The organism is Paraburkholderia sp. J12, from assembly GCF_905220215.1.
Lineage (GTDB): Bacteria > Pseudomonadota > Gammaproteobacteria > Burkholderiales > Burkholderiaceae > Paraburkholderia.
In genome coordinates this window covers 1-20,473 of record NZ_CAJMZC010000011.1, presented here as the reverse complement: position 1 = coordinate 20,473, position 20,473 = coordinate 1, and the positions used below count along the sequence as shown (strand labels likewise).

The following is a 20,473-nucleotide window of genomic DNA, read 5'->3' as shown; positions in this document are numbered from 1 at the left end:
AAGGGCATCACTGGCATCACTGGCATCACTTGCCGCGATCGCTGCGGTTGTCCACGCCGGCCGATTCGAAGCTCGCCATCTCGTTCAGGAACGCGCAGGCCGCGCGCAGCAGCGGCACCGCGAGCGCTGCGCCCGTGCCCTCGCCCAGCCGCAGATCGAGCGAGAGCAGCTCGCGCGCGCCGAAATGATCGAGCATGCGCCGATGCCCCGCCTCGTTCGAAGCATGCGCGAACACGCAGTAGCCGCGCACATTGGGTGCGAGCGCATCGGCCACGACGAGCGCCGCGGTCGCGATGAAGCCGTCCACGAGGATCGCCATGCGCGAGCGCGCCGCTTCGAGATACGCGCCCACCATCATCGCGATCTCGAAACCGCCGAAGGTCGCCAGCACGTCGAGCGGCTCGCGCACGTTCGCATGCTGCGCGAGCGCCGCCGCCAGCACGTTGCGCTTCTTCGCGAGGCCCGCATTGTCGAGGCCGGTGCCGCGACCCACGCATTCGTCGATCGGCACGTTGCACAGGCGGCTCATGAGACAGGCCGCCGACGAGGTATTCGCAATGCCCATCTCGCCGAAGCCGATCACGTTCGTGCCGAGCGCCGCGTGATGGCGCACGCGCGCCGCGCCCGCTTCGAGCGCGGCGATGGCCTGCTCGCGCGTCATCGCGGGCTCTTGCGCGAAATTGCGCGTGCCGCGCGCGATGGGCGCCTGAACGAACGACCCGGACGGCGGCACGGGCGGCAAGTCCGTCGCAACGCCCGCATCGACGATCTCGAGCACGAGGCCCGCTACGCCGCTGAAGGCATTGATGGCCGCGCCGCCCGTGAGGAAGTTCGCCACCATCTGCGCAGTGACGGCCTGGGGATAGGGACTCACGCCCTCGTTCGCAATGCCGTGGTCGCCCGCGAAGACGATCATCGCGGGCCGCTCCACCGTGGGCCGCGTCGTGTGCTGGATCAGGCCGAGCTGACGCGCAAGCGATTCGAGGCGGCCGAGGCTGCCCGGCGGCTTGGTCTTGGTGTCGATGAGATGCTGGAGCTCGTCGCGCCGCGAGAGATCGAGCGGTTCGATGTCGAGCAGTCCGGAAAAGGTCGGCGTCATGTTGGGTTCAAAAGAGTTCAGGTGATGCAATGGGCGTCAGACATCGTGCTCGCGCGGGAGTGTCTGGCCGTGGGCAAACGTGGGCTCGGGCACGAAGCCCAGCGCGGGCACCAGCGCTTCGTGCCGACCATCGCGGATCAACACGAGCGGGTGGCCGAACGCGGCGCTGGCCCGCTCGGGCGTCAGCACCTCGCGCACCGGTCCCGCATGAAAGCCGCCGCGCCCGTCGAGCAACAGCGCATGCGTGGCATAGCGACGCGCCAGATTGAGATCGTGACAGGAAAAAATGATCGTGCGCGCCGGCGTGCTCACCCAGCGCACCAGCGCCTCGAGACACGCGACCTGATGATGCAGGTCCAGATGCGCGAGCGGTTCGTCGAGCAACAGGAGCGGCGCCTCCTGGCACAACACGGCGGCAAGCGCCACACGCTGGCGCTCGCCGCCCGACAGCGAGAGCACGTCGCGCGCGGCCAGCGCTTCGAGACCGAGCATCGCGAGCGCCGCCTGCGCGGCTTCGCGGTCCTCGTCGCGCTCCCAGCCCCAGCCTGCGAGATGGGGATAACGATTGAGCAGCACGATGTCGAGCACGCTCGCGCTGAACGCGTCGCGCACGTCTTGCGGCATCAACGCGCGACGCAAGGCGAGTTGCGCGGCGGGCCACCCGGCCAGCGCGCGCCCTTCGATCTCGACGTGCCCCGCCGCAAGCGCATGCAATCCCGCCAGCGCGCCGATCAACGTGGTCTTGCCCGCGCCGTTCGCGCCCGCGATGCACCAGATCTCGCCGGCGCCGAAGTCTTGTGTCAGCGCTTCGACGAGCGTGCGCGAGCCCGCGCGCACGCTGAGCGCGCGGGCGGCCAGCAACGTACGGGAACCGGACGCCGGGTTCATCGGGCGCGCCGCTGCAACAACATCCAGAGGAACACGGGCACGCCCGCGAGTGCGGTCACCACGCCCACCGGCAACTGCGCGGGCGCGGCGAGCGTGCGTGCCGCGAGATCGGCTGCCATCACCGCGAGTCCGCCCGCGAGCGCGGCGGCCGGCATCAGCATGCGCTGATCGTTGCCGAACGCGAGCCGCAGCATGTGCGGCACGACGAGTCCAACGAAACCGATCGTGCCGCCTGTGGTCACGGCGACGGCAGCCGCGATCGAAGCGGCGAGATAGACGGTCAGGCGCAGACGCAGCACCGGCACGCCGAGTGCCTGCGCGGCGGCATCGCCGCGCAGCAGCACGTTCAGTTGCGCCGCCGCGGGCACGATCACGACGAGCAGCACCGCGAGCGCGACAAGCGCGGCCCACGGCATGCCTGCGCCGTTGAGATCGCCCGTGAGCCAGAACAACATGCCGCGCAGCCGCGAATCGGGCGCGAGCGTGAGCAGCAGCGTGATGAGCGCGCCCCACCCCGCCGCCGTCACCGCGCCCGTCAACAAGAGACGCGGCGAGCTGTCCTGTGGCTCGCCACGCCACAACTCGCGGCGCGCGAGCCCGAGCACGAGCAGAATCGAGGCGAACGCACCGGCACAGGCGCTCGCCTGCACGGCCCACCATGCCGCGCCCGCGATCATCGCGACAATCGCAAAAGCAGCGGCGCCGCCGGAGACACCCAGCACGTACGGTTCAGCAAGCGGATTGCGCAGCAGCACTTGCAAGAGCGCGCCTGCGAGCGCGAGCAGCGCGCCGCACGCGAAGCCGCCCAGCGCGCGCGGCAGGCGCAGCGTGCGGACGATTTCCGTGGCCATGTCGGCGCCCGTATGCGAGGGCGAAAGCGCGGCGAGCGCCTGGGCAGGCGTCACGGGCACGCTGCCGATGACGAGGGAAGCCGCGAACACCACGAATGCTGCGAGCGCGAGCACGCCCCAGATCGCGCAGGCACGGCGTGCGCTCATCGAAGGGCTCGACGAACGCCGCTGCACAGCGGGGCGCGTCATGCGGGCGGGCGAATTCATGATTCGTGTGATGGTGACCGGGTGCGGGTTGGCGCGGCGCTTTCTTGTACGGCTGTGCCCCCTGTTGCTGCGGGTTCCCCCTTGATTTCAAGGGCCGGGCGCCTCACCGGCGCCCACGCAGCGGGCACGCGGCGCCGAAGTGCCGCAAGTGTAGGAGCGGCCCGCGGGAGCGTCAAGAAATGGGCCAGAGCGGGGGGCCGGGGCGGGGCCAAAGCGAGACCACACCAGAGCCGCAACGTGAGTGCCGGGAACCGGAAAGCCAAGGCAAAATGCGTTCCCGCCCGGTCATCTCGCAGCCGTTGTCAGCACGAAGCGGTGCTGTTACGTCTGGAAACGACACAATTATCGGAATACTCGGTAATACGCGCTAGAATGCCTGTCTTTAGAGGACGCAGCACATGCTCAACGAACTCGAAACACTCTCACAAAACATCGGGCGGCTGATCGAGATCAATCAGCGCCAGCACGAGGCACGCCTCGCGCTCGAGGAGCAACTCGCGCAACTGCGCGCACAGTGCGAAGCGACGCAAGCGGAACTCGAACAGACGCGCGAAGAGCGCAATGCATTGCAGGCAGAACGCGACGCGCTCTCCGCGAAGATCGACGATGCCCAGGTGCGTCTGAACGCGATCCTCGAAAAGCTGCCGCGCGCACGCGCGCATGCCGAGCCCGACAACCAGCTCGATCTGCTCGACGCGCAACCGCAAGACGCAAGCGACGACGAAAGCAACGCGGCCCGCCACGGAGAAAACGCATGACGACCAAGCAGATCGAAGCGACGATCCTCGGCCAGACCTATCGCCTCGTCTGTTCGCCGGAAACCGAAGGCGCGCTGCTCGAAGCCGTAGCGCGCGTCGATGCGGAGATGTCGAAGATCCGCTCGCACAGCAACGTGCGCGGCACGGATCGCATCGCGGTCATGGCCGCGCTCTCGCTCGCATCGGAACTGCTGCGCCTGCAAACCAGCGTGCGACACGGGGAAGCATTCCCAGCCGAGGAAATCCGCCGTACAATGCATCAAATGAACGAACAACTCGGCGCCGTCATTCAACAACACAGCGTGCAATGAGTTGTGCATGAATCGTGCGGTAAGCAGAAAAATCCGCTATATTGCGCGTTCATGTTGTGCGCTGCGTGACACGCGGTACACAAGCAATACGTTTTAAAAGGTTTAATCAGCTTCCCTGCCTGGTTCGCCAAGGTCATATATTCCTTGAACCAATGCCATGTGCACGGTTGCGGAAATTTGTAGCACGGGCGTGCGCGTCACTCTGTCTGATGTACCCGAAGTGCTGCTAACTGCGACCAATTCTGAACCCAAGGTTCAGGATGCCGGCCTAGCGGCTATGGCGGGGACCTATTCGAACGGCATCGGACATGTGTCCGATGCCGTTTTTCTTTGCAGTATTCCTTTGCCGTTCTCTTTCTTCGTGATCTCCGACTCATGCGCTACTGGCTGATGAAGTCCGAACCCGACGAAGCAAGCATCGACGATCTCGCCCACGCGCCGCATCGCACGCTGCCCTGGACCGGCGTGCGCAACTATCAGGCGCGCAACTTCATGCGCGACACCATGCAGGTCGGCGACGGCGTGCTCTTCTATCATTCGAGCTGCCCCGAACCCGGCATCGCAGGACTCGCCGAAGTCTCCTCGACGGCCTATCCCGATCCCACGCAGTTCGATGCGAAGAGCCCCTACTACGACGCGAAATCCACGCAGGAGAATCCGCGCTGGATGCTCGTGGACGTGGTCTTCAAAAAGAAGTGCCCGCTGATTCCGCTTGCGGCCTTGCGCGAGCATGACGCACTCGCCGACATGCGTGTGCTCGCGAAAGGCAACCGCCTCTCGATCACGCCCGTCACGCTGGCCGAGTGGAACTTCATCACGAAACGTCTGATGTGACGTGCTGCGGGGATCTGCGTATCGTCCCCTTTCAAGCGTTAAACATTAAAAAATCCTTACAGCGACGGGAACCCTCGTCTGCGCGCCCCGACTAACAGGGCACACAGACGACGCGCGCCGCAAGCGTGCCGCACAATCATGCGCAACGCGCAGCAGGTCCATGCGCGTCTCGTGCAAACCCGTTCTGCAAGGAGAGCCCAACAATGAAGAGAAAAACCATCGTGACACTCGCCACCGCACTGGCCGTGGCCGCACCGCTTGCCCTGACGCTGGCGCCGGGCGCCGCGTTCGCGCAGAGCGACGCGCGCTACCAGCCGGCCGGCGTGCTGTCGCTGTCCGCACAGGCGAGCGCGGAAGTGCCGCAGGACGTCGTCACGATCACGTTGTTCTACGAGCAGGAAGCCGCCGACCCGGCCTCGCTCACCGCGACGCTGAACCAGCGCGCCGATTCGGCGCTGCAAAAGGCCAAGGGCGTGGCCGGCGTGACCGCGCGCTCGGGCCAGTTCTCGATCTATCCTTCGACCGATCGCGACGGCCGCATCTCCGCGTGGCGCGGCCGCACCGAGGTCGTGCTCGAATCGCACGACTTCGCCGCCGCCTCGAAGCTCGCGGGCGACATCTCGTCGATCATGCAGGTGGGCAACGTGCAGTTCTCGCTCTCGCCGGAAGCGCAGCGCGCCGCCGAACAGAAGCTCTCGGGCGAAGCGATCGCGTCGTTCCGCGATCAGGCCACGGCCGCCGCGCGCGCGTTCGGCTACGGCAGCTATACGATCCGCGAAGTGAACGTGGGACAGAATGGCGTGCCCCCGCGTCCGATGATGATGATGGCCGCACGTGCCATGTCCGCCGATGCGAAGGCCAGCCCGCCGATGCCGCTCGAAGGGGGCACCTCGACCGTGACCGTCAATGTGTCGGGCTCGGTGCAGATGAAGTGATGCGCGGCACGATGTGCCTTTGAAGAAAAAACCCCGCAATTGCGGGGTTTTTTCATGTCTGAGCGCTTTTGCGCTCGAGGTTCAGCGCCGGCCGTCCGCCGCCGGCGCGCCCTTGCGGCCCGCACGACGATACGACCAGATCATGAGGCCGATGCCCGCGATGATCATCGGCAACGAGAGCCACTGCCCCATCGAAAGCCCCAGTGCGAGCAGGCCGAGGAAGTCGTCGGGCTCGCGCGCGAATTCGACGGTGAAGCGCGCGAGGCCATAGCCGATCAGGAACAGCGCCGAGATCGCGCCCATGGGGCGCTCCTTGCGCGCGAAGAGGATCAGCACGATGAAAAGCGTCAGGCCTTCGAGTGCGATCTCGTAGAGCTCCGAAGGATGGCGCGGCAGCATGTGGTACTGCGCGAAGACTTCGTTCAGGTGCCACTCGGCGGCCTTCTGCGGGTGCGCGACGAGCCAGGCGGCGTCGTCGTTCGAGGCACCCGGGAACAGCATGGCCCAGGGCGCATCGGGCGAGGTCACGCGGCCCCACAGCTCGCCGTTGATGAAGTTGCCAAGACGCCCTGCGGCAAGGCCCGTGGGCACCATCGGCGCCACGAAGTCCGTGACCTGCAGCCAGGTGCGCCCGCGCTGCCACGCGAACAGGATCATCGCGAAGGTCACGCCGAGAAAACCGCCGTGGAACGACATACCGCCTTCCCACACCTTGAAGATGTCGAGCGGATGCGCGAAGTACCAGCTCGCCTTGTAGAACAGCACGTAGCCGAGGCGGCCGCCCAGGATCGTGCCGAGCACGCCGTAGAACAGCATGTCGTCGATGTCCTTCGCGGTCCAGCCCTGCGCGGCCACGTACGGCAGGCGCAGACGCAGCCGGCCGATCACGATCGCGAGAATGAAGCCGACGAGGTACATGAGGCCGTACCAGCGCACGGCGAGCGGCCCCAGATGAATGGCGATGGGGTCGAAGTTCGGGTGAATGTGCATCGTGAGGTCAGTGCTTTCGGTTCGGCGATGAAAGGATGTCCGGATGGATCGGGGCGAGCCGCGCAGCGGGCGGGTGTCCGTCCGACGTTCGCGGGCCGGCGCGGTTCGCGGGGCAACATTATCGCCGACGCGGCGCCCTGCTGAGCATTTTGGCACGCGAACATGACAGGGTCGGATCGAGTCGCCGCGGCGGGGTCCCGCGGGGTTAGCTTTCGGAAGGCGCGCGTACGGTCGCGGCATGAGCCCTTACGATGCCGATAAAAGCCGCGAGCACAGGGCTCACCTCGGCCGTGCGCCAGACGAGCCCCGTTTCGATGCTGGGCACCGCTTGCGCGAGCGGCCGGTACACCACGCCGGTGCGCCGCAGATGCCTGAGCGAGCGCGGCACGAGCGCCACGCCCATGCCCGCCGAAACGAGGCTCACGATCGTCTGCATCTGGATCGCCTCCTGGCCCACGCGCGGCGCGACGCCGGCGGCGCCGTAGCAGTCCATGATCGCATCGTAGAAGCCCGGTGCGAGCGGACGCGGAAACACCACCAGCGGCACCTCGGCGAGCTCGCGCAGGCTCACGGGCGCGTCGCTCCAGTCGTCGTCGGCCGGACCGCCCGCGTGCGTCGACAAGGCGGCCGGCATCGCCACCACCAGCGGCTCGCGCACCACCGGCAAATACGCAAGCTGCGCCGCATGGCGGGGCGGCAAAGGCCCGATCACGAGGCCCGCGTCGATGCGCCCCGCCACCAGTTCCTCCACCTGCACGTCGCTCGTGGCCTCGGCCAGTTGCAGGCGCACGCGCGGGTAGCGCGCGCCGAAGTCGCGCAGGAGCAGCGGCAAGAGGCCGTAGTCGGCGGTCGAGACGAAGGACAGCGCCAGCGCGCCCGCCTCTCCGCGCGCGAGGCTCTGCGCGAGCGGGCGCAGGGCCTCGGCCGCGGCAATCAGGCGCCGCACCTCGGGCAGCAGGTCGGCGCCCACGGCAGTCAGCTCGACCGAGCGGCGCGTGCGTGCGAACAGTTCGACGCCGAGCGTCTCCTCCAGCGCCCGGATGGCCTGCGAGAGCGGCGGCTGGGTCATAGAAAGGCGCGCCGCGGCGCGTCCGAAGTGCTGTTCCTCCGCCACGGCCACGAAGTAGCGCAGCTGGCGCAGATCGGGAATCGTCGAGCTCATCGCTGATATCTTTTTCGACTCAGTAGGCCACGAATAATATATTGGACATTCGGCTCGCGAAACCGCAATCTTTTCGCGATGCCCGGACGCGTCCCCACGAAAACACTGCAGCAGCCCGGCGTCCGGCGCAGCGCGCAACAACCCGCAGCACCCCGACAAGCCACAAATCGCAGCGAGACAGCATATCCACGGAGGTCCCCATGCCCCACAACCGTCGTTCGAAGAACATCACCCAGGGCGTCGCCCGTTCGCCCAACCGCTCGATGTTTTACGCGCTCGGCTACGAAAAGGCCGACTTCGACAAGCCGATGATCGGCATCGCCAACGGCCATTCGACCATCACGCCCTGCAACGCGGGCCTGCAGCGCCTGACCGATGCGGCCGTCGCCGCGGTCAAGGGCGCCGACGCCAATCCCCAGACCTTCGGCACGCCGACGATCTCCGACGGCATGTCGATGGGCACCGAAGGCATGAAGTACTCGCTCGTCTCGCGCGAGGTGATCGCCGACTGCATCGAGACCTGCGTGCAGGGGCAATGGATGGACGGCGTGGTCGTGATCGGCGGCTGCGACAAGAACATGCCCGGCGGCATGATCGCGCTCGCGCGCATGAACGTGCCGGGCATCTACGTGTACGGCGGCACGATCCGCCCCGGCAACTGGAAGGGCCGCGACCTCACCATCGTCTCGGCGTTCGAAGCCGTGGGCGAATTCACGGCCGGCCGCATGTCCGAGGAGGATTTCGAAGGGGTCGAGAAGAACGCGTGCCCGTCCACCGGCTCGTGCGGCGGCATGTACACGGCCAACACCATGAGCTCCTCGTTCGAGGCGCTCGGCATGTCGCTCCTCTATTCCTCGACGATGGCCAACCCCGACCAGGAAAAGGTCGATTCGGCCGCGGAATCGGCACGCGTGCTCGTGGAAGCCGTGAAGAAGGACCTCAAGCCGCGCGACATCATCACGAAGAAGTCGATCGAGAATGCCGTGGCGCTCATCATGGCCACGGGCGGCTCGACCAACGCCGTGCTGCACTATCTCGCGATCGCGCACGCGGCGCAAATCGACTGGACCATCGACGACTTCGAGCGCATGCGCAAGAAGGTGCCGGTGCTCTGCGACCTCAAGCCCTCGGGGCAGTATGTCGCGACCGACCTGCACAAGGCGGGTGGCATTCCGCAGGTGCTCAAGATCCTGCTCGACGCGGGCCTTTTGCACGGCGACTGCATGACCATCACCGGCAAGACCCTGGCCGAGGAGTTGAAGGACGTGCCTGCGGTGCCGCGCGCCGACCAGAAGGTGATCTTCCCCATCGACCAGGCGCTCTACCGGGAAGGCCACCTCGCGATCCTCAAGGGCAATCTCGCCACCGATGGCGCCGTCGCCAAGATCACGGGCCTCAAGAACCTGGTCATCACGGGCCCGGCACGCGTGTTCGAAGACGAGCAGAGCGCGCTCGAAGCGATACTCGCGGACAAGATCCAGGCCGGCGACATCCTCGTGCTGCGCTACCTCGGACCGAAGGGCGGCCCCGGCATGCCGGAAATGCTCGCGCCCACTTCGGCGATCATCGGCAAGGGGCTCGGCGAATCGGTGGGCCTCATCACCGACGGGCGTTTCTCGGGCGGCACCTGGGGCATGGTGGTCGGCCACGTCGCGCCCGAAGCGTTCGAAGGCGGCACGCTCGCGCTCGTGCAGGAAGGCGATTCGATCACCATCGACGCCCACACGCTGCTTTTGCAGCTGAACGTGGACGACGCCGAACTCGCGCGCCGCCGCGCAGCCTGGAAGCCGCCCGCACCGCGTTACACACGCGGCGTGCTGGCAAAGTACGCGGCGCTGGCGCGGCCGGCCAACCAGGGCGCGGTGACGGGTTGACGCAAGCCGCGCTGACGAAAACCCCTTGCATCGATTTCGATCGCGCGCGGAACCGTTATTGAATGAAGTCGGGTAAGCGATAGAGGGCGCACGCGAGAGCGTGTGCCCTTTGCTTTTATAATGCGACCACACGACAGCCGGCGCTCACGCTGGCGGAGACCAGCATGAACCTGAAGTCGCAAGCGATAAAGATAACAGCGACGCTCGCCGCCGCATTCCCGCTGGCCTTTGCTGCGGGGACGGCCTGCGCCCAGACGAACCCCACGCCCCAGCCGGCCCCGGCCATGCCCGCGGCCGCGACGGGTCTCGCGCTCGCCCAGCAGCAGAACTGCATGAGCTGCCATTCGGTGAATCGCACCTTCATGGGACCCGCGCTGCGGGATGTGGCGTCGAGGTACGCCTCGACGCCCGATGCCCAGACCTATCTGGCGCACAAGATCATGGAAGGCAGCAGCGGCGTATGGGGTGCCGTGCCGATGCCCGCGAACACGCAGCTGAGCCCCGGACAGGCAGCCACGCTCGCCGGCTGGATCCTCACGCTGCGCTAGGGCGACAGCGCGGGACCCGCATCAGGACTGCGCGGGCGGTTGCCCTGCGCGCGCGGCCAGTTCTTCGCGCACGGCAGCCCGTACCCAGCCCTTGAGCTCGGTTTCGAGTGCGAGTCCGATCTCTCGCGACACATGGCCGACGAGCCAGTGCGTGTGCTCCTGCAATGCGGCATTGCAGCGCGCTTCGATCACGTTGCGACCGTCGCCCGTGAGCCACGTCAGGCAGCGCCCGCGCAGGCGCTCGACGAGTGCGTCGGCGTCGTGTGCGAGCAGGCCGTCCTCGGCCGCAGCCGTCCCGGATTGCGCCACCGGCGCCTGCTCGACGGCCACCGCCACACGGGCGCGCAGCGGATTACCCAGCACGAGGGTATCGGTCAAGAGCGGAATCGAAGCGTCATGGATGTCATGCTCGTCCGACACGGGAACCTCCTTCCATCAGCAGAGCCTGCCCAGGCGTCAGCCGCCCTGCTTGTAATTGTTCAGCGCGTAGCCGCGATCGCGATAGAAGCGATAGCGCTCGCGGCCCGACGCCAGTTCGTCGGGCGTGTCGCCGATCACTTCGAGCAGGCGCTCGAAGCGGGCGAACTGGGCCGGCACCGCCGCGCCGAGATTGAGCAGCACGCGATGATGCGGCGCACGCTCGAGCTCCGCCGCCAGCACGATGGGCGTGCCGTCTGCGAGCGGACTGTCGGCCATGCAGTGCGGCACGAAGTCGAGCGGCGAGAAGGTCCACAGCATCGCGTCGAACGCGCGCAGGCGCGCGGGCTCGGCCAGCACGACGGCCTGCTCGCCCGCCAGATACGCCTTGCGCACGAGCCGGCACGCGTACGCCAGCGAGTCGCCGACGTGCGTGTGAAAGTCGATGCGTGTCATCGCCGGCTCACTCCTTGACGGCATCCAGCGTCATTGCGCCGCGCGGTCAATGAGGAACTGCGACAGCAGCGGCACCGGACGGCCCGTGGCCCCCTTCGCCGCACCGCTCTTCCAGGCGGTGCCCGCGATGTCCAGGTGCGCCCACGGATAGCTTTCCGTGAAGCGCGAGAGGAAGCACGCCGCCGTCACGCTGCCGCCCGGACGCCCGCCGATATTGGCGAGATCGGCGAAATTCGACTTCAGCTGCTCGTGGTACTCGTCGTCGAGCGGCATGCGCCAGGCCGGGTCGCTCGCCTCGCGCGACGCATCGAGCAGCTCGCCCGCCAGCGCGTCGTCCTTCGAGAAGAGACCGCTGTTGTGGTGGCCGAGCGCGATCACGCAGGCGCCGGTGAGCGTGGCGACGTCGATCACGGCAGCCGGCTTGAAGCGTTCGGCGTAGGTGAGCGCGTCGCACAGGATGAGGCGGCCTTCCGCGTCGGTGTTGAGCACTTCCACGGTCAGGCCCGCCATCGTCGTGACGATGTCGCCCGGCTTCGTGGCGTTGCCCGCGGGCATGTTCTCGCAGGTCGGAATGATGGCGATCACGTTGAGCTTCAGGCCCATTTCGGCAACCGCACGCAGCGTGCCTAGCACCGAGCCCGCGCCGCACATGTCGTACTTCATCTCGTCCATGCCCTCGCCCGGCTTGAGCGAGATGCCGCCCGTGTCGAACGTGATGCCCTTGCCCACGAGGACGATCGGCGCCGCCTTCGCGCTCGCGCCCTGGTAGTGCAGCACGATGAACTGCGGCGGCTCGACCGAACCGCGCGTCACCGAGAGGAACGAGCCCATCTTGAGCGCCTCGATCTGGCGCTGGCCCAGCACCTCGACCTTCAGCTTCCAGTCGCGCGCGAGCTTCTTCGCGGTGGCGGCCAGATAGGTGGGCGTGCAGACGTTGCCCGGCAGGTTGCCGAGGTCGCGCGTGAGGTCCATGCCGTTGGCGATGGCGGTGGCTTGCCTCGCGGCGAGCTTCGCGGCCTTTTCGTCGGCGGCGTCGACGCTGAACACGGCGCGCTTGAGCGAGCGGGCCGCGACGTCGGGCTTGCTCTTCATCTGCGTGAAGCGATAGGTTTCGCCGCGCAGCGCCAGGATGGCGGCGCGCACGGCCCAGTCGCCCGAGCGCTCCTTGATGGGCAGCTGGGCGAGCGTGAACGTGACCTGAGCGATTTTCGTGCCGAGGATGGCGCGCCAGGCGGCCCGGGCGGCGTCGCCGTAAGCCTTCTGGCCGAACGCGTCCTGCTTGCCGAGGCCGACGAGCAGCACCCGCGAGGCGCCGATCCCGGTCACTTCCGGCAGGAACAACGTCGAGCCGGCCTTGCCGTCCATGTCGCCGGCCTTGACCACGCGCGCGATCGTGCCGCCGATGGCGCTGTCGATGGCGAATGCGGCGCCAGACAGCGTCTGGGCCTCGAACACGCCAACCACGATGCAGTCCGACTTGCCGGTCAGGAACGAGCCGTCCCCGCCTTTGCTCCAGTCACAGCCTTTTATGCTAAAGTCCATCGCGCTTGTCCTCGGATAAAATCTGGGCTTAGGATGAAAGCCGCAATTATCCGCTATTTTTCCCGCGGCGGCTCCTGGCTGGATGCGCGCCCTGCGCGGCGTCCGGTGCGGACCGCCCCCGCTCATCAAGAATGATCTTCGAACGTTCCCTGCAGCGCGAACTCGCGTACACGGCCGGCGCCGTGTTCATGGTTCTGCTCACGATCATGCTGACGACGATGATGATCCGCATCGTCGGCTTCGCTGCGTCGGGCCAGATCGACCCGCGGGACGTGCTCGTCCTGATCGGGCTGACCGTGATCGGCTATATGGCCGTGATGCTGATCGTCACGATGTTCGTGTCGATCCTGTTCGTCCTCACGCGCTGGTACAAAGACTCGGAAATGGTCGTGTGGCTGGCCTCCGGCGTGAGCCTCACGCGCCTCATCAAGCCGGTTGCCGTCTTCACCACGCCGATCCTGATCCTCATCATCTTCTTCGCGTTCATCGGCTGGCCGTGGTCGAACGCGCAGAGCAAGCTGATTCGCGCGCGCTTCCAGCAGCGCGACGAGGTCTCGCTGCTCGCGCCGGGCCAGTTCCGCGAATCGCCCACCACGCACCGCGTGTTCTTCATCGAGAACATGAGCCCCGACCAGGCGCACGTGGAGAACGTGTTCGTCACGAGCACGGAGAACGGCAAGGTCAGCGTGATCGTCTCGAAGACGGGCCACACCGAAACCATGAAGAGCGGCGACCGCTTCGTCGTGCTCGAAAACGGCCGCCGCTACGACGGCGAGCCGGGCCACCCCGACTTCCGCATTTCGGAATTCCAGCGCTACGGCGTGAAGATCCAGAGCCAGCCCGTGGTCTCCACGCCCACGGCGAGCAGCACCTCCACGCCGGACCTGCTGCGCAACCCGACCCGGGACAACCTGGGCGAGCTCGCCTGGCGCTGCGGCCTGCCGCTCATCGCGATCAACCTGATGCTGCTCGCCATCCCGCTCGCCTATCAGAACCCGCGCCGCGGCCGCACGATCAATCTCGTGATGGCGGTGCTGATCTACCTCACCTATTCCAACCTGCTCAACGTCGTGCAGTCGCAGATCGAGCAGGGCAAGATGTCGTTCGGTGTCGGGCTCGTGGCCCTGCACGCCGTCGTGCTCGCGCTCGTGGTGTTCATCTTCTGGATGCGCGTGCGCAACCGGCCGCTCTTCACCCGCGCGACGTTCCAGCGCGCGTCGCAGGGGAGCTGACCGATGCTCATCTACGAAAAATATTTCGCGCGCCAGGTCTATCTGGCCTTCGTCTTCATCCTGTTCGCGTTCTCGGGTCTGTTCTTCTTCTTCGACCTGATCAACGAACTGAACTCGGTGGGCCACGGCAACTACAAGTTCAGCTACGCGGTGCTGCGCGTCGCGCTGCAAACGCCCTCGCGCTTCTACGAGATCATCCCCGTCGCGGCGCTCATCAGCTCGATCTACGTGTTCGCGCAGATGGCGGCCAACTCGGAATACACGATCTTCCGCGTCTCGGGTCTCGCCACGCGCCAGGCGCTGTGGTCGCTCCTGAAGATCGGCGTGCCACTCGTGTTCATCACCTATGTGATCGGCGAAGTGGTCGGGCCATACACGGATCAGCTTTCCGAGCGCGTGCGCCTCGAGGCGCTGGGCTCGGCGGTGTCGACCGACTTCCAGTCGGGTGTCTGGGTGAAGGACACGCTCACCGCGCGCGCCGACGGCGAGCAGGTCACGCGCTTCGTGAACGTCGGCAAGCTGCAGCCCGATGCGACCATCACCGACGTGCGCATCTACGAATTCGACTCGCAGTTCCGGCTCTCGAACGTGCGGATCGCCAAGACCGGCAACTACGAGCCGCCGGGCCACTGGCTGCTCAAGGACGTGACGGACACCGAGCTCATCAGCGTGCCGCCGCCGAAGAGCGAGCCCGCCGATGCGCTCAATCCGGTCTATCGCGCGCAGCAGACCACGACGCCCGAGTACTCGCTGCGCTCGGAGCTCACGCCGCAGATTCTTTCGGTGTTGCTGGTCTCGCCGGATCGCATGTCGATGTTCAACCTGTTCCGCTACATCCAGCATCTGAACGAGAACCACCAGGACGCGCAGCGCTACACGATTGCGCTCTGGCGCAAGCTGCTCTATCCGTTCGCGGTGTTCGTGATGCTCGTGCTCTCGCTGCCGTTCGCGTACCTGCATACGCGCGCGGGCGTGGTGGGCGTGAAGGTGTTCGGCGGGATCATGCTCGGCATGAGCTTCCAGCTCATCAACACGCTGTTCTCGCACATCGGCACGCTGAACACGTGGCCCGCGCCGCTCACCGCGGCGACGCCGGGCCTCATCTACCTCGCGCTCGGCTTGATCGGGCTGAAATGGGTGGACCGGCACTAGCGCCGGTCATGACCATGAGCGCGCGCGGCAAGCACGGCATGATCCTCTTCGGCCACGGCGCACGCGATGCGCGCTGGAAGGAGCCGTTCACGCGCCTTGCCGCGAAGCTCGCCGCCGCGCGCCCCGACGCAGGTCCCAACTCGGGCCCGGTGGGTCTCGCCTTCCTCGAACTGATGTCGCCCGATCTGCCGGCCGCGATTGCCGAGCAGGCCGACGCGGGCTGCGAAACCATCACGGTCGTGCCGGTGTTCTTCGGCCAGGGCGGCCACGTGCGGCGCGACCTGCCGGAGATCGTCGCACGCTGCCAGGCCGCGCATCCGGGCGTGCAACTGCGCTGCGCCGGCGCGGTGGGCGAGGACGATGCGGTGCTCGACGCCGTGGTGCAGTACTGTTTGGGGGTGGCGGACGATTGACACTCGTGCCGGCCGAACCGAAAAAAAGGGGCGCAATTAGCGCCCCTTTTTGCTGGATCCTTCGCCCGCCGTTAGCCGTTCTAGGCCGCGGCTCGTTGGCCTGCCGGCACCGGTGCCTCGTCGACAGCGATGGCATCCGTTGTCCCTGCCCCCTCCTGCCCTGCCCGCCCGGCAAACGCCTCGCCGATCATCACGAGGCTCGGCTGCGTCGCATCCAGCCAGTCCTGCGCGGCACCCGCCGCCAGCTCCGCGAGCGTCAGCGTCAACGTGCGCTCGCGCGCCGTGCTGCACGCTTCGACGATCGCCACCGGAGTCGTGCCCGCACGCCCGGCTTCGATCAATTCGTGGGCGATCTCCGGCGCGCTGTCGCGCCCCATGTAGAACACCAGCGAATCCGCATTCACCTGCTCGCGAATCTCCGCGGAATCGGCCGCGCGCGAGTGCGTGGCGAGCGCGACGCTGCGTGCCACGCCGCGCAACGTAAGTGAGCGGCGCAGCGTCGCCGCGCTGGCGAGCGCCGCCGTGATGCCCGGCACGATCTCGTATTCGATGCCCGCCGCTTCGAGCGCGCGCATCTCTTCGTCGGCGCGGCCGAACAGCATCGGGTCGCCGCCCTTCAGGCGCACCACCACTTCGTGTTCGCGCGCCGCATCGACGAGTTGCTTGTTGATGAAATGCTGCGCCGTCGAGCGCTGCCCGCAGCGCTTGCCCACCGCAATGAACTTCGCGTGTTTCGGCGCGTAGTCGAGCATGGCGGGCTCGACGAGCGCGTCGTGCAGCACCACGTCGGCCTCGCCGAGCAGGCGCGCGCCGCGCACCGTAATGAGGTCCGCCGCGCCTGGCCCCGCGCCGATCAGATATACCTTGCCCATGTGTCGTTGCTCCGCTGGCCGCGCCCGCGGCAAATGCCGGGGCCGCAGCCGCTTCTGGCGCACTTCTGACGTATTCCGGCTCGCGTCCCGCCTCAGGCCGAAATCGCGCGGATCATGCCCGCCGCCACCGTGTGGTGGGTGGCCTCGTCGATGAGGACGAACGCGCCGGTGCCCGGATGGACATCATACAGGTCCGCGACGAGCGGCTTTTGCAGCGTCAGCGCCACGCGGCCGATATCGTTCATCGCGAGCTCGTGGCGGTCGGTCGCGTGCGAGAGCGTGTGGACGTCGAGCACCTGCTTGACCGCGCCGATCTTCGCGAACACCGTGCTCGTGGTCTGCTTGAGCAGGTACTTGCGCTGCGGCGAGAGCGGCTGTTCGTCGAACCAGCAGAGGTCCGCTTCGAGCTTCTTCGCGGGCTGCGTGGCGTCGGCGGCCGGCACGAAGGTGTCGCCGCGCGAGACGTCCACGTCTTCGGCAAGGCGGATCGTGACGGTCTGGCCCGCGAACGCGCGGTCGACCTGCGCCGTGCCGCCCGGCACCGGCGCGATGATCTCGGCGACCGTCGCCTGGCGGCCTGCCGGCAGCACCGTGATGGCGTCGCCGAGCTTCACCTCGCCCGCCTCGACGCGGCCCATATAACCGCGGAAATCGTCGGCGCTCGAACCGTCCTGGCGTGCGACCCACTGCACCGGGAAGCGCAGCGCTTCGCCCGTGGCCTGCTCGACCGGCAGCGATTCGAGCACGTCCAGCAGCGGCGCGCCCGCATACCACGGCATACGCTCGCTCGCGCCCACGATGTTGTCGCCCTTGAGCGCCGAAACCGGCACAAAACGCACGTCTTCGAGGCCGAGCTGGCGCGCGAGCGCGACGTAGGCATCGCGGATCAGGTCGAAGGTCGCTTCGCTGTACTCCACGAGGTCCATCTTGTTGATCGCGACGATCACGTGCTGCAGGCCCAGCAGCTTGACGATCGCGCTGTGGCGCTTGGTTTGCGGCAGCAGTTGCGTCACGCCGTTTTCCACCGTCACGCGCGTCGGGTCGATCAGGATGATCGCGGCGTGCGCGGTCGAGGCGCCCGTCACCATGTTGCGCGTGTACTGCTCGTGGCCCGGCGTGTCGGCGATGATGAACTTGCGCCGCGCCGTGGCGAAATAGCGATACGCCACGTCGATCGTGATGCCCTGCTCGCGCTCGGCTTCGAGGCCATCGGTCAGGAGCGAGAGGTCGATCTCGTCGCCCACCGTGCGCTTGTTCTTCGCGCGCGACAGCGCCGAGAGCTGGTCCGAGAGAACGGCCTTGCTGTCGTACAGCAGGCGGCCGATCAGCGTGCTCTTGCCGTCGTCCACGCTGCCCGCGGTAATGAAACGCAGCACGCCGAGGTCTTCAGGTTGATGAGTAGTGCTCATATTAAATCTTCCCTCTGCGTGCTCTTTAGAAATAACCCTGCTTCTTGCGCTGTTCCATCGCGGCTTCCGACGTCTGGTCGTCCATGCGCGTCGCGCCGCGTTCCGTGATTTCGGTCACGGCCGTTTCGGCGATGATCTTCTCGACCGTGTCGGCGTCACTTTCCACGGGGCACGTGCAGCTGATGTCGCCCACCGTGCGAAAGCGCACGAGCGCCGATTCGCTCGTCTCGCCTTCCTTCATCGGCGTGAGCGGCGTGACCGGCACGAGCAGGCCGTTGCGGCGCACGATCTCGCGCTGGTGCGCGTAGTAGATCGACGGCAGTTCGAGCTTCTCGCGCTCGATGTATTGCCACACGTCGAGCTCGGTCCAGTTCGAGATGGGGAACACGCGCAGATGCTCGCCCTTGTGCAGGCGCGCGTTGTACAGGCTCCAGAGCTCCGGGCGCTGGGCCTTCGGATCCCACTGGCCGAATTCGTCGCGAAACGAGAAGATGCGCTCCTTCGCGCGAGCCTTCTCTTCGTCGCGGCGCGCGCCGCCGATCATGGCGGTGTAGCCGTATTGCTCGATGGTTTCGAGCAGCGTGACCGCTTGCGCGGCGTTGCGCGAATCGGTTTCGCGACGCAGGCGCACGGTGCCGCGCTTGATCGAGTCTTCGACGTGGCCGACCACGAGCTCGGCGCCGATCTCGGCCGCGCGGCGATCGCGGAAGTCGATCACTTCGTCGTAGTTGTGGCCCGTGTCGATGTGCACGAGCGGGAACGGCAGCGAGGTCTTGCGGTTCGCGCCGAGGCCGAACGCCTTCAGTGCGAGCGCGAGCACGACCACCGAGTCCTTGCCGCCCGAGAACAGCAGCGCAGGCTTGCTGCATTCGGCAACGAGTTCGCGCAGGATGTGGATCGACTCGGCCTCGAGCCAGTCGAGATGGTCCATACGGTTCGCGGTGACGTTTAGCGGCGCGTTCACAGTCGGTTCGAGCGTCGTGCTCATGGTGAGATCCTTCGTTGGTTCCCGCCGCCCGAGGCCGTAGCCCGGCGGCGCGACTTGCTTGCTCTACGAGGGCGGCGGGCACAACCCGCACGCCAACATTCAATTTTAACTTGTGCGTTCCGCGACCGGCAGAACCGACACCGGAATGGCCGAGACGGCACTGGCGGCGGGACTCGAAGCAGGACCGATATGCAGGCCGCATTCCTTCGTGTCGCGCGACTCCCACCACCAGCGGCCCGCGCGGCTGTCCTCGCCGGCGCGGATCGCGCGCGTACAGGGCTCGCAGCCGATGCTCGGGTAGCCGCGCGCATGCAGCGGGTTCACGGGCACGTCGAAGGCGCGCAGATAGACCCAGACTTCGGCTTCGGTCCAGTCCGCGAGCGGGTTGAACTTGGCGATGTTGCGGGCGCCGTCCTGCTCTTCCTCGTGCAGCTCCGCGCGCGTGACCGACTGCTCGCGGCGCTGGCCCGTCACCCAGGCGGAGACGTCCGAGAGCGCGCGGTTGAGCGGCTCGACCTTGCGGATTTCGCAGCAGCGCTTGCGCAGATCCACGCTCTCGTAGAACGCGTTCAGGCCATGCTGGGAGACGTATTCGTCCACCGCATCCTGAAGCGGATGGAACTGCTCGATCTCGTAGCCGTAACGTTCGCGCACACGGTCGATCATGCCGAGCGTTTCCGCATGCAGGCGGCCCGTATTCAGCGAGAAGATGCCGATTTTCACGCCGCGCGAGAGGATCGCGTGCGTGAGGAGCATGTCCTCGGCCGCGAGGCTGCTTGCGAGCTTCACGCTGGCGTGACGCGCGGCGATCGAATCGAGCAGCACGCTCAACCGCTCGATCTTCGCCTGCAACTCAGCGCCGACTTCGGCCGTCACGGTGCCGGCAGCGGCGCTCATGCTGCCGCACCCTGCGCAGCGCGGCGGCGGAACAGCGGCGAGGGCTCGTCATACGCGCCCTGGTACTGCACCGTGAATTCGCCGAACGCCTTGAGCGCGTCGTGGATGTCCTTGTCGGCGCGTACCGCATACGCGTCGAAGCCGCAGCGCTCGAGGTAGAGCAGCTGATCGCGCAATACGTCGCCGATCGCACGCAGCTCGCCCTTGTAGCCGAAGCGCTCGCGCAGCAGGCGCGCCGTGGAATAGCCGCGGCCGTCGCGAAACACCGGGAAATCGACGGCGACGAGCGCGACGCTGCCGAAGTCCGCCGCAATGTCGGCCGGTTCGCTATCGGGCGCGAGCCACACGCCGAGTTCGTCGCGCGACTTCGCGGCCACGAGCGCTTCGCGCTCAGCCTGCCACAAGGCGAGCGGCACGATGACCTTGCCCGCGGGCAAGGCGGCCACTGCGGGCAGCGCGCCGTCTTCCGCAGCGCGCACCACGGTCCAGCTATCCTCGACGATCGCGCGGTTCTTGATGATCTGGGTCATGAAACAAAATCCTCGTTGCGTGCGGTTCAGGCGTGGGCCGGCTGGCGCGATGCATACACGCGCTCCTTGAAGGGCGCCATGCCGATGCGGTCGTACGTGTCGATGAAA

The 20,473-nt window shown here is 66.9% G+C and carries 22 protein-coding genes and 1 other RNA gene; 10 read left to right on the top strand and 13 right to left on the bottom strand.

Translation table 11 applies throughout. The features are described from left to right. Positions 1 to 25 precede the first annotated feature (25 nt). Genes cobT through U5760_RS21865 form a run of 3 tightly spaced genes read right to left on the bottom strand, consistent with a single transcriptional unit; the run spans position 26 to position 2,985 of the window. Positions 26 to 1,099 carry a nicotinate-nucleotide--dimethylbenzimidazole phosphoribosyltransferase gene (gene cobT, locus U5760_RS21875; protein ID WP_322014392.1) on the bottom strand — a complete coding sequence of 358 codons (1,074 nt, stop codon included), beginning with the start codon at positions 1,097 to 1,099 and terminating at the stop codon, positions 26 to 28. Positions 1,100 to 1,135: 36 nt separating this feature from the next. Next, the gene (locus U5760_RS21870) at positions 1,136 to 1,987 is read right to left on the bottom strand and encodes an ABC transporter ATP-binding protein (RefSeq protein ID WP_322014391.1); all 852 of its coding nucleotides are present in this window, start codon (positions 1,985 to 1,987) and stop codon (positions 1,136 to 1,138) included. Further along, positions 1,984 to 2,985, bottom strand: a complete 1,002-nt coding sequence (locus U5760_RS21865; protein WP_322014390.1) for an iron ABC transporter permease — start codon at positions 2,983 to 2,985, stop codon at positions 1,984 to 1,986. The genes U5760_RS21870 and U5760_RS21865 overlap by 4 nt, the downstream gene beginning before the upstream one ends. A 458-nt stretch (positions 2,986 to 3,443) precedes the next feature. Here U5760_RS21865 and U5760_RS21860 point away from each other — a divergent pair, with 458 nt between their 5' ends. The 5 genes from U5760_RS21860 (at position 3,444) to U5760_RS21840 (ending at position 5,883) form a co-directional block, all read left to right on the top strand. Continuing rightward, positions 3,444 to 3,803 carry an ATPase gene (locus tag U5760_RS21860; protein WP_322014389.1) on the top strand — a complete coding sequence of 120 codons (360 nt, stop codon included), beginning with the start codon at positions 3,444 to 3,446 and terminating at the stop codon, positions 3,801 to 3,803. Continuing rightward, on the top strand, positions 3,800 to 4,114 hold the full coding sequence (locus tag U5760_RS21855) for a cell division protein ZapA (protein ID WP_322014388.1): 315 nt from the start codon (positions 3,800 to 3,802) through the stop codon (positions 4,112 to 4,114). The genes U5760_RS21860 and U5760_RS21855 overlap by 4 nt, the downstream gene beginning before the upstream one ends. A gap of 109 nt (positions 4,115 to 4,223) precedes the next feature. Beyond that, positions 4,224 to 4,405, top strand: a non-coding RNA gene (gene ssrS, locus U5760_RS21850) — 6S RNA. Positions 4,406 to 4,489: 84 nt separating this feature from the next. Next, complete coding sequence (locus U5760_RS21845) at positions 4,490 to 4,948, top strand: EVE domain-containing protein (protein WP_322014387.1); 459 nt, start codon at positions 4,490 to 4,492, stop codon at positions 4,946 to 4,948. A gap of 203 nt (positions 4,949 to 5,151) precedes the next feature. Continuing rightward, positions 5,152 to 5,883: an SIMPL domain-containing protein gene (locus U5760_RS21840; RefSeq protein WP_322014386.1), complete on the top strand. Its 732-nt coding sequence runs from the start codon at positions 5,152 to 5,154 to the stop codon at positions 5,881 to 5,883. Between the two features lie 81 nt (positions 5,884 to 5,964). Here the strand turns inward: U5760_RS21840 and lgt are convergent, their stop codons facing one another. Then, entirely contained in the window at positions 5,965 to 6,873 is a 909-nt protein-coding gene (gene lgt, locus U5760_RS21835) for a prolipoprotein diacylglyceryl transferase (RefSeq protein WP_322014385.1), read from the bottom strand. 205 nt (positions 6,874 to 7,078) lie between these two features. Further along, positions 7,079 to 8,035 (bottom strand): LysR family transcriptional regulator, encoded by a 957-nt coding sequence (locus U5760_RS21830; RefSeq protein ID WP_322014384.1) that lies wholly within the window; start codon positions 8,033 to 8,035, stop codon positions 7,079 to 7,081. Between the two features lie 200 nt (positions 8,036 to 8,235). Between U5760_RS21830 and ilvD the strand changes: the two genes are divergently transcribed. Next, positions 8,236 to 9,909, top strand: coding sequence for a dihydroxy-acid dehydratase (gene ilvD / locus U5760_RS21825; protein ID WP_322014383.1), 1,674 nt, complete (start codon positions 8,236 to 8,238; stop codon positions 9,907 to 9,909). 164 nt (positions 9,910 to 10,073) lie between these two features. Next, positions 10,074 to 10,457, top strand: coding sequence for a c-type cytochrome (locus tag U5760_RS21820; protein WP_415914150.1), 384 nt, complete (start codon positions 10,074 to 10,076; stop codon positions 10,455 to 10,457). Positions 10,458 to 10,478: 21 nt separating this feature from the next. Here U5760_RS21820 and U5760_RS21815 read toward each other — a convergent pair whose 3' ends face one another. The 3 genes from U5760_RS21815 to U5760_RS21805 are packed head-to-tail and all read right to left on the bottom strand — an operon-like array spanning position 10,479 to position 12,872. Next, entirely contained in the window at positions 10,479 to 10,877 is a 399-nt protein-coding gene (locus tag U5760_RS21815; RefSeq protein ID WP_322014382.1) for a DUF2486 family protein, read from the bottom strand. A gap of 36 nt (positions 10,878 to 10,913) precedes the next feature. Beyond that, complete coding sequence (locus U5760_RS21810; protein ID WP_322014381.1) at positions 10,914 to 11,330, bottom strand: DNA polymerase III subunit chi; 417 nt, start codon at positions 11,328 to 11,330, stop codon at positions 10,914 to 10,916. Positions 11,331 to 11,360: 30 nt separating this feature from the next. After that, complete coding sequence (locus U5760_RS21805) at positions 11,361 to 12,872, bottom strand: leucyl aminopeptidase (protein WP_322014380.1); 1,512 nt, start codon at positions 12,870 to 12,872, stop codon at positions 11,361 to 11,363. A 131-nt stretch (positions 12,873 to 13,003) separates the two neighbouring features. On the opposite strand from U5760_RS21805, the gene lptF reads away from it, so the two are divergent. Genes lptF through U5760_RS21790 form a run of 3 tightly spaced genes read left to right on the top strand, consistent with a single transcriptional unit; the run spans position 13,004 to position 15,669 of the window. Further along, positions 13,004 to 14,104: an LPS export ABC transporter permease LptF gene (gene lptF, locus U5760_RS21800; protein WP_322014379.1), complete on the top strand. Its 1,101-nt coding sequence runs from the start codon at positions 13,004 to 13,006 to the stop codon at positions 14,102 to 14,104. Between the two features lie 3 nt (positions 14,105 to 14,107). Then, positions 14,108 to 15,256 (top strand): LPS export ABC transporter permease LptG, encoded by a 1,149-nt coding sequence (lptG, locus tag U5760_RS21795; protein WP_322014378.1) that lies wholly within the window; start codon positions 14,108 to 14,110, stop codon positions 15,254 to 15,256. A 14-nt stretch (positions 15,257 to 15,270) separates the two neighbouring features. After that, complete coding sequence (locus U5760_RS21790) at positions 15,271 to 15,669, top strand: CbiX/SirB N-terminal domain-containing protein (protein WP_322014585.1); 399 nt, start codon at positions 15,271 to 15,273, stop codon at positions 15,667 to 15,669. An 80-nt stretch (positions 15,670 to 15,749) separates the two neighbouring features. On the opposite strand, the gene cobA is transcribed toward U5760_RS21790, so the two are convergent. From cobA to U5760_RS21765, 5 genes are all read right to left on the bottom strand, one after another. Then, positions 15,750 to 16,541 carry a uroporphyrinogen-III C-methyltransferase gene (gene cobA, locus U5760_RS21785; RefSeq protein ID WP_322014377.1) on the bottom strand — a complete coding sequence of 264 codons (792 nt, stop codon included), beginning with the start codon at positions 16,539 to 16,541 and terminating at the stop codon, positions 15,750 to 15,752. Positions 16,542 to 16,633: 92 nt separating this feature from the next. Further along, entirely contained in the window at positions 16,634 to 17,950 is a 1,317-nt protein-coding gene (locus U5760_RS21780) for a sulfate adenylyltransferase subunit 1 (RefSeq protein WP_322014376.1), read from the bottom strand. Between the two features lie 25 nt (positions 17,951 to 17,975). Continuing rightward, entirely contained in the window at positions 17,976 to 18,938 is a 963-nt protein-coding gene (cysD, locus tag U5760_RS21775; RefSeq protein ID WP_322014375.1) for a sulfate adenylyltransferase subunit CysD, read from the bottom strand. Between the two features lie 105 nt (positions 18,939 to 19,043). Next, on the bottom strand, positions 19,044 to 19,835 hold the full coding sequence (locus U5760_RS21770; RefSeq protein WP_322014374.1) for a phosphoadenylyl-sulfate reductase: 792 nt from the start codon (positions 19,833 to 19,835) through the stop codon (positions 19,044 to 19,046). Continuing rightward, complete coding sequence (locus U5760_RS21765) at positions 19,832 to 20,365, bottom strand: DUF934 domain-containing protein (RefSeq protein WP_322014373.1); 534 nt, start codon at positions 20,363 to 20,365, stop codon at positions 19,832 to 19,834. Before U5760_RS21765 ends, U5760_RS21770 begins: the two co-directional genes overlap by 4 nt. Between the last annotated feature and the right edge of the window lie 108 nt (positions 20,366 to 20,473).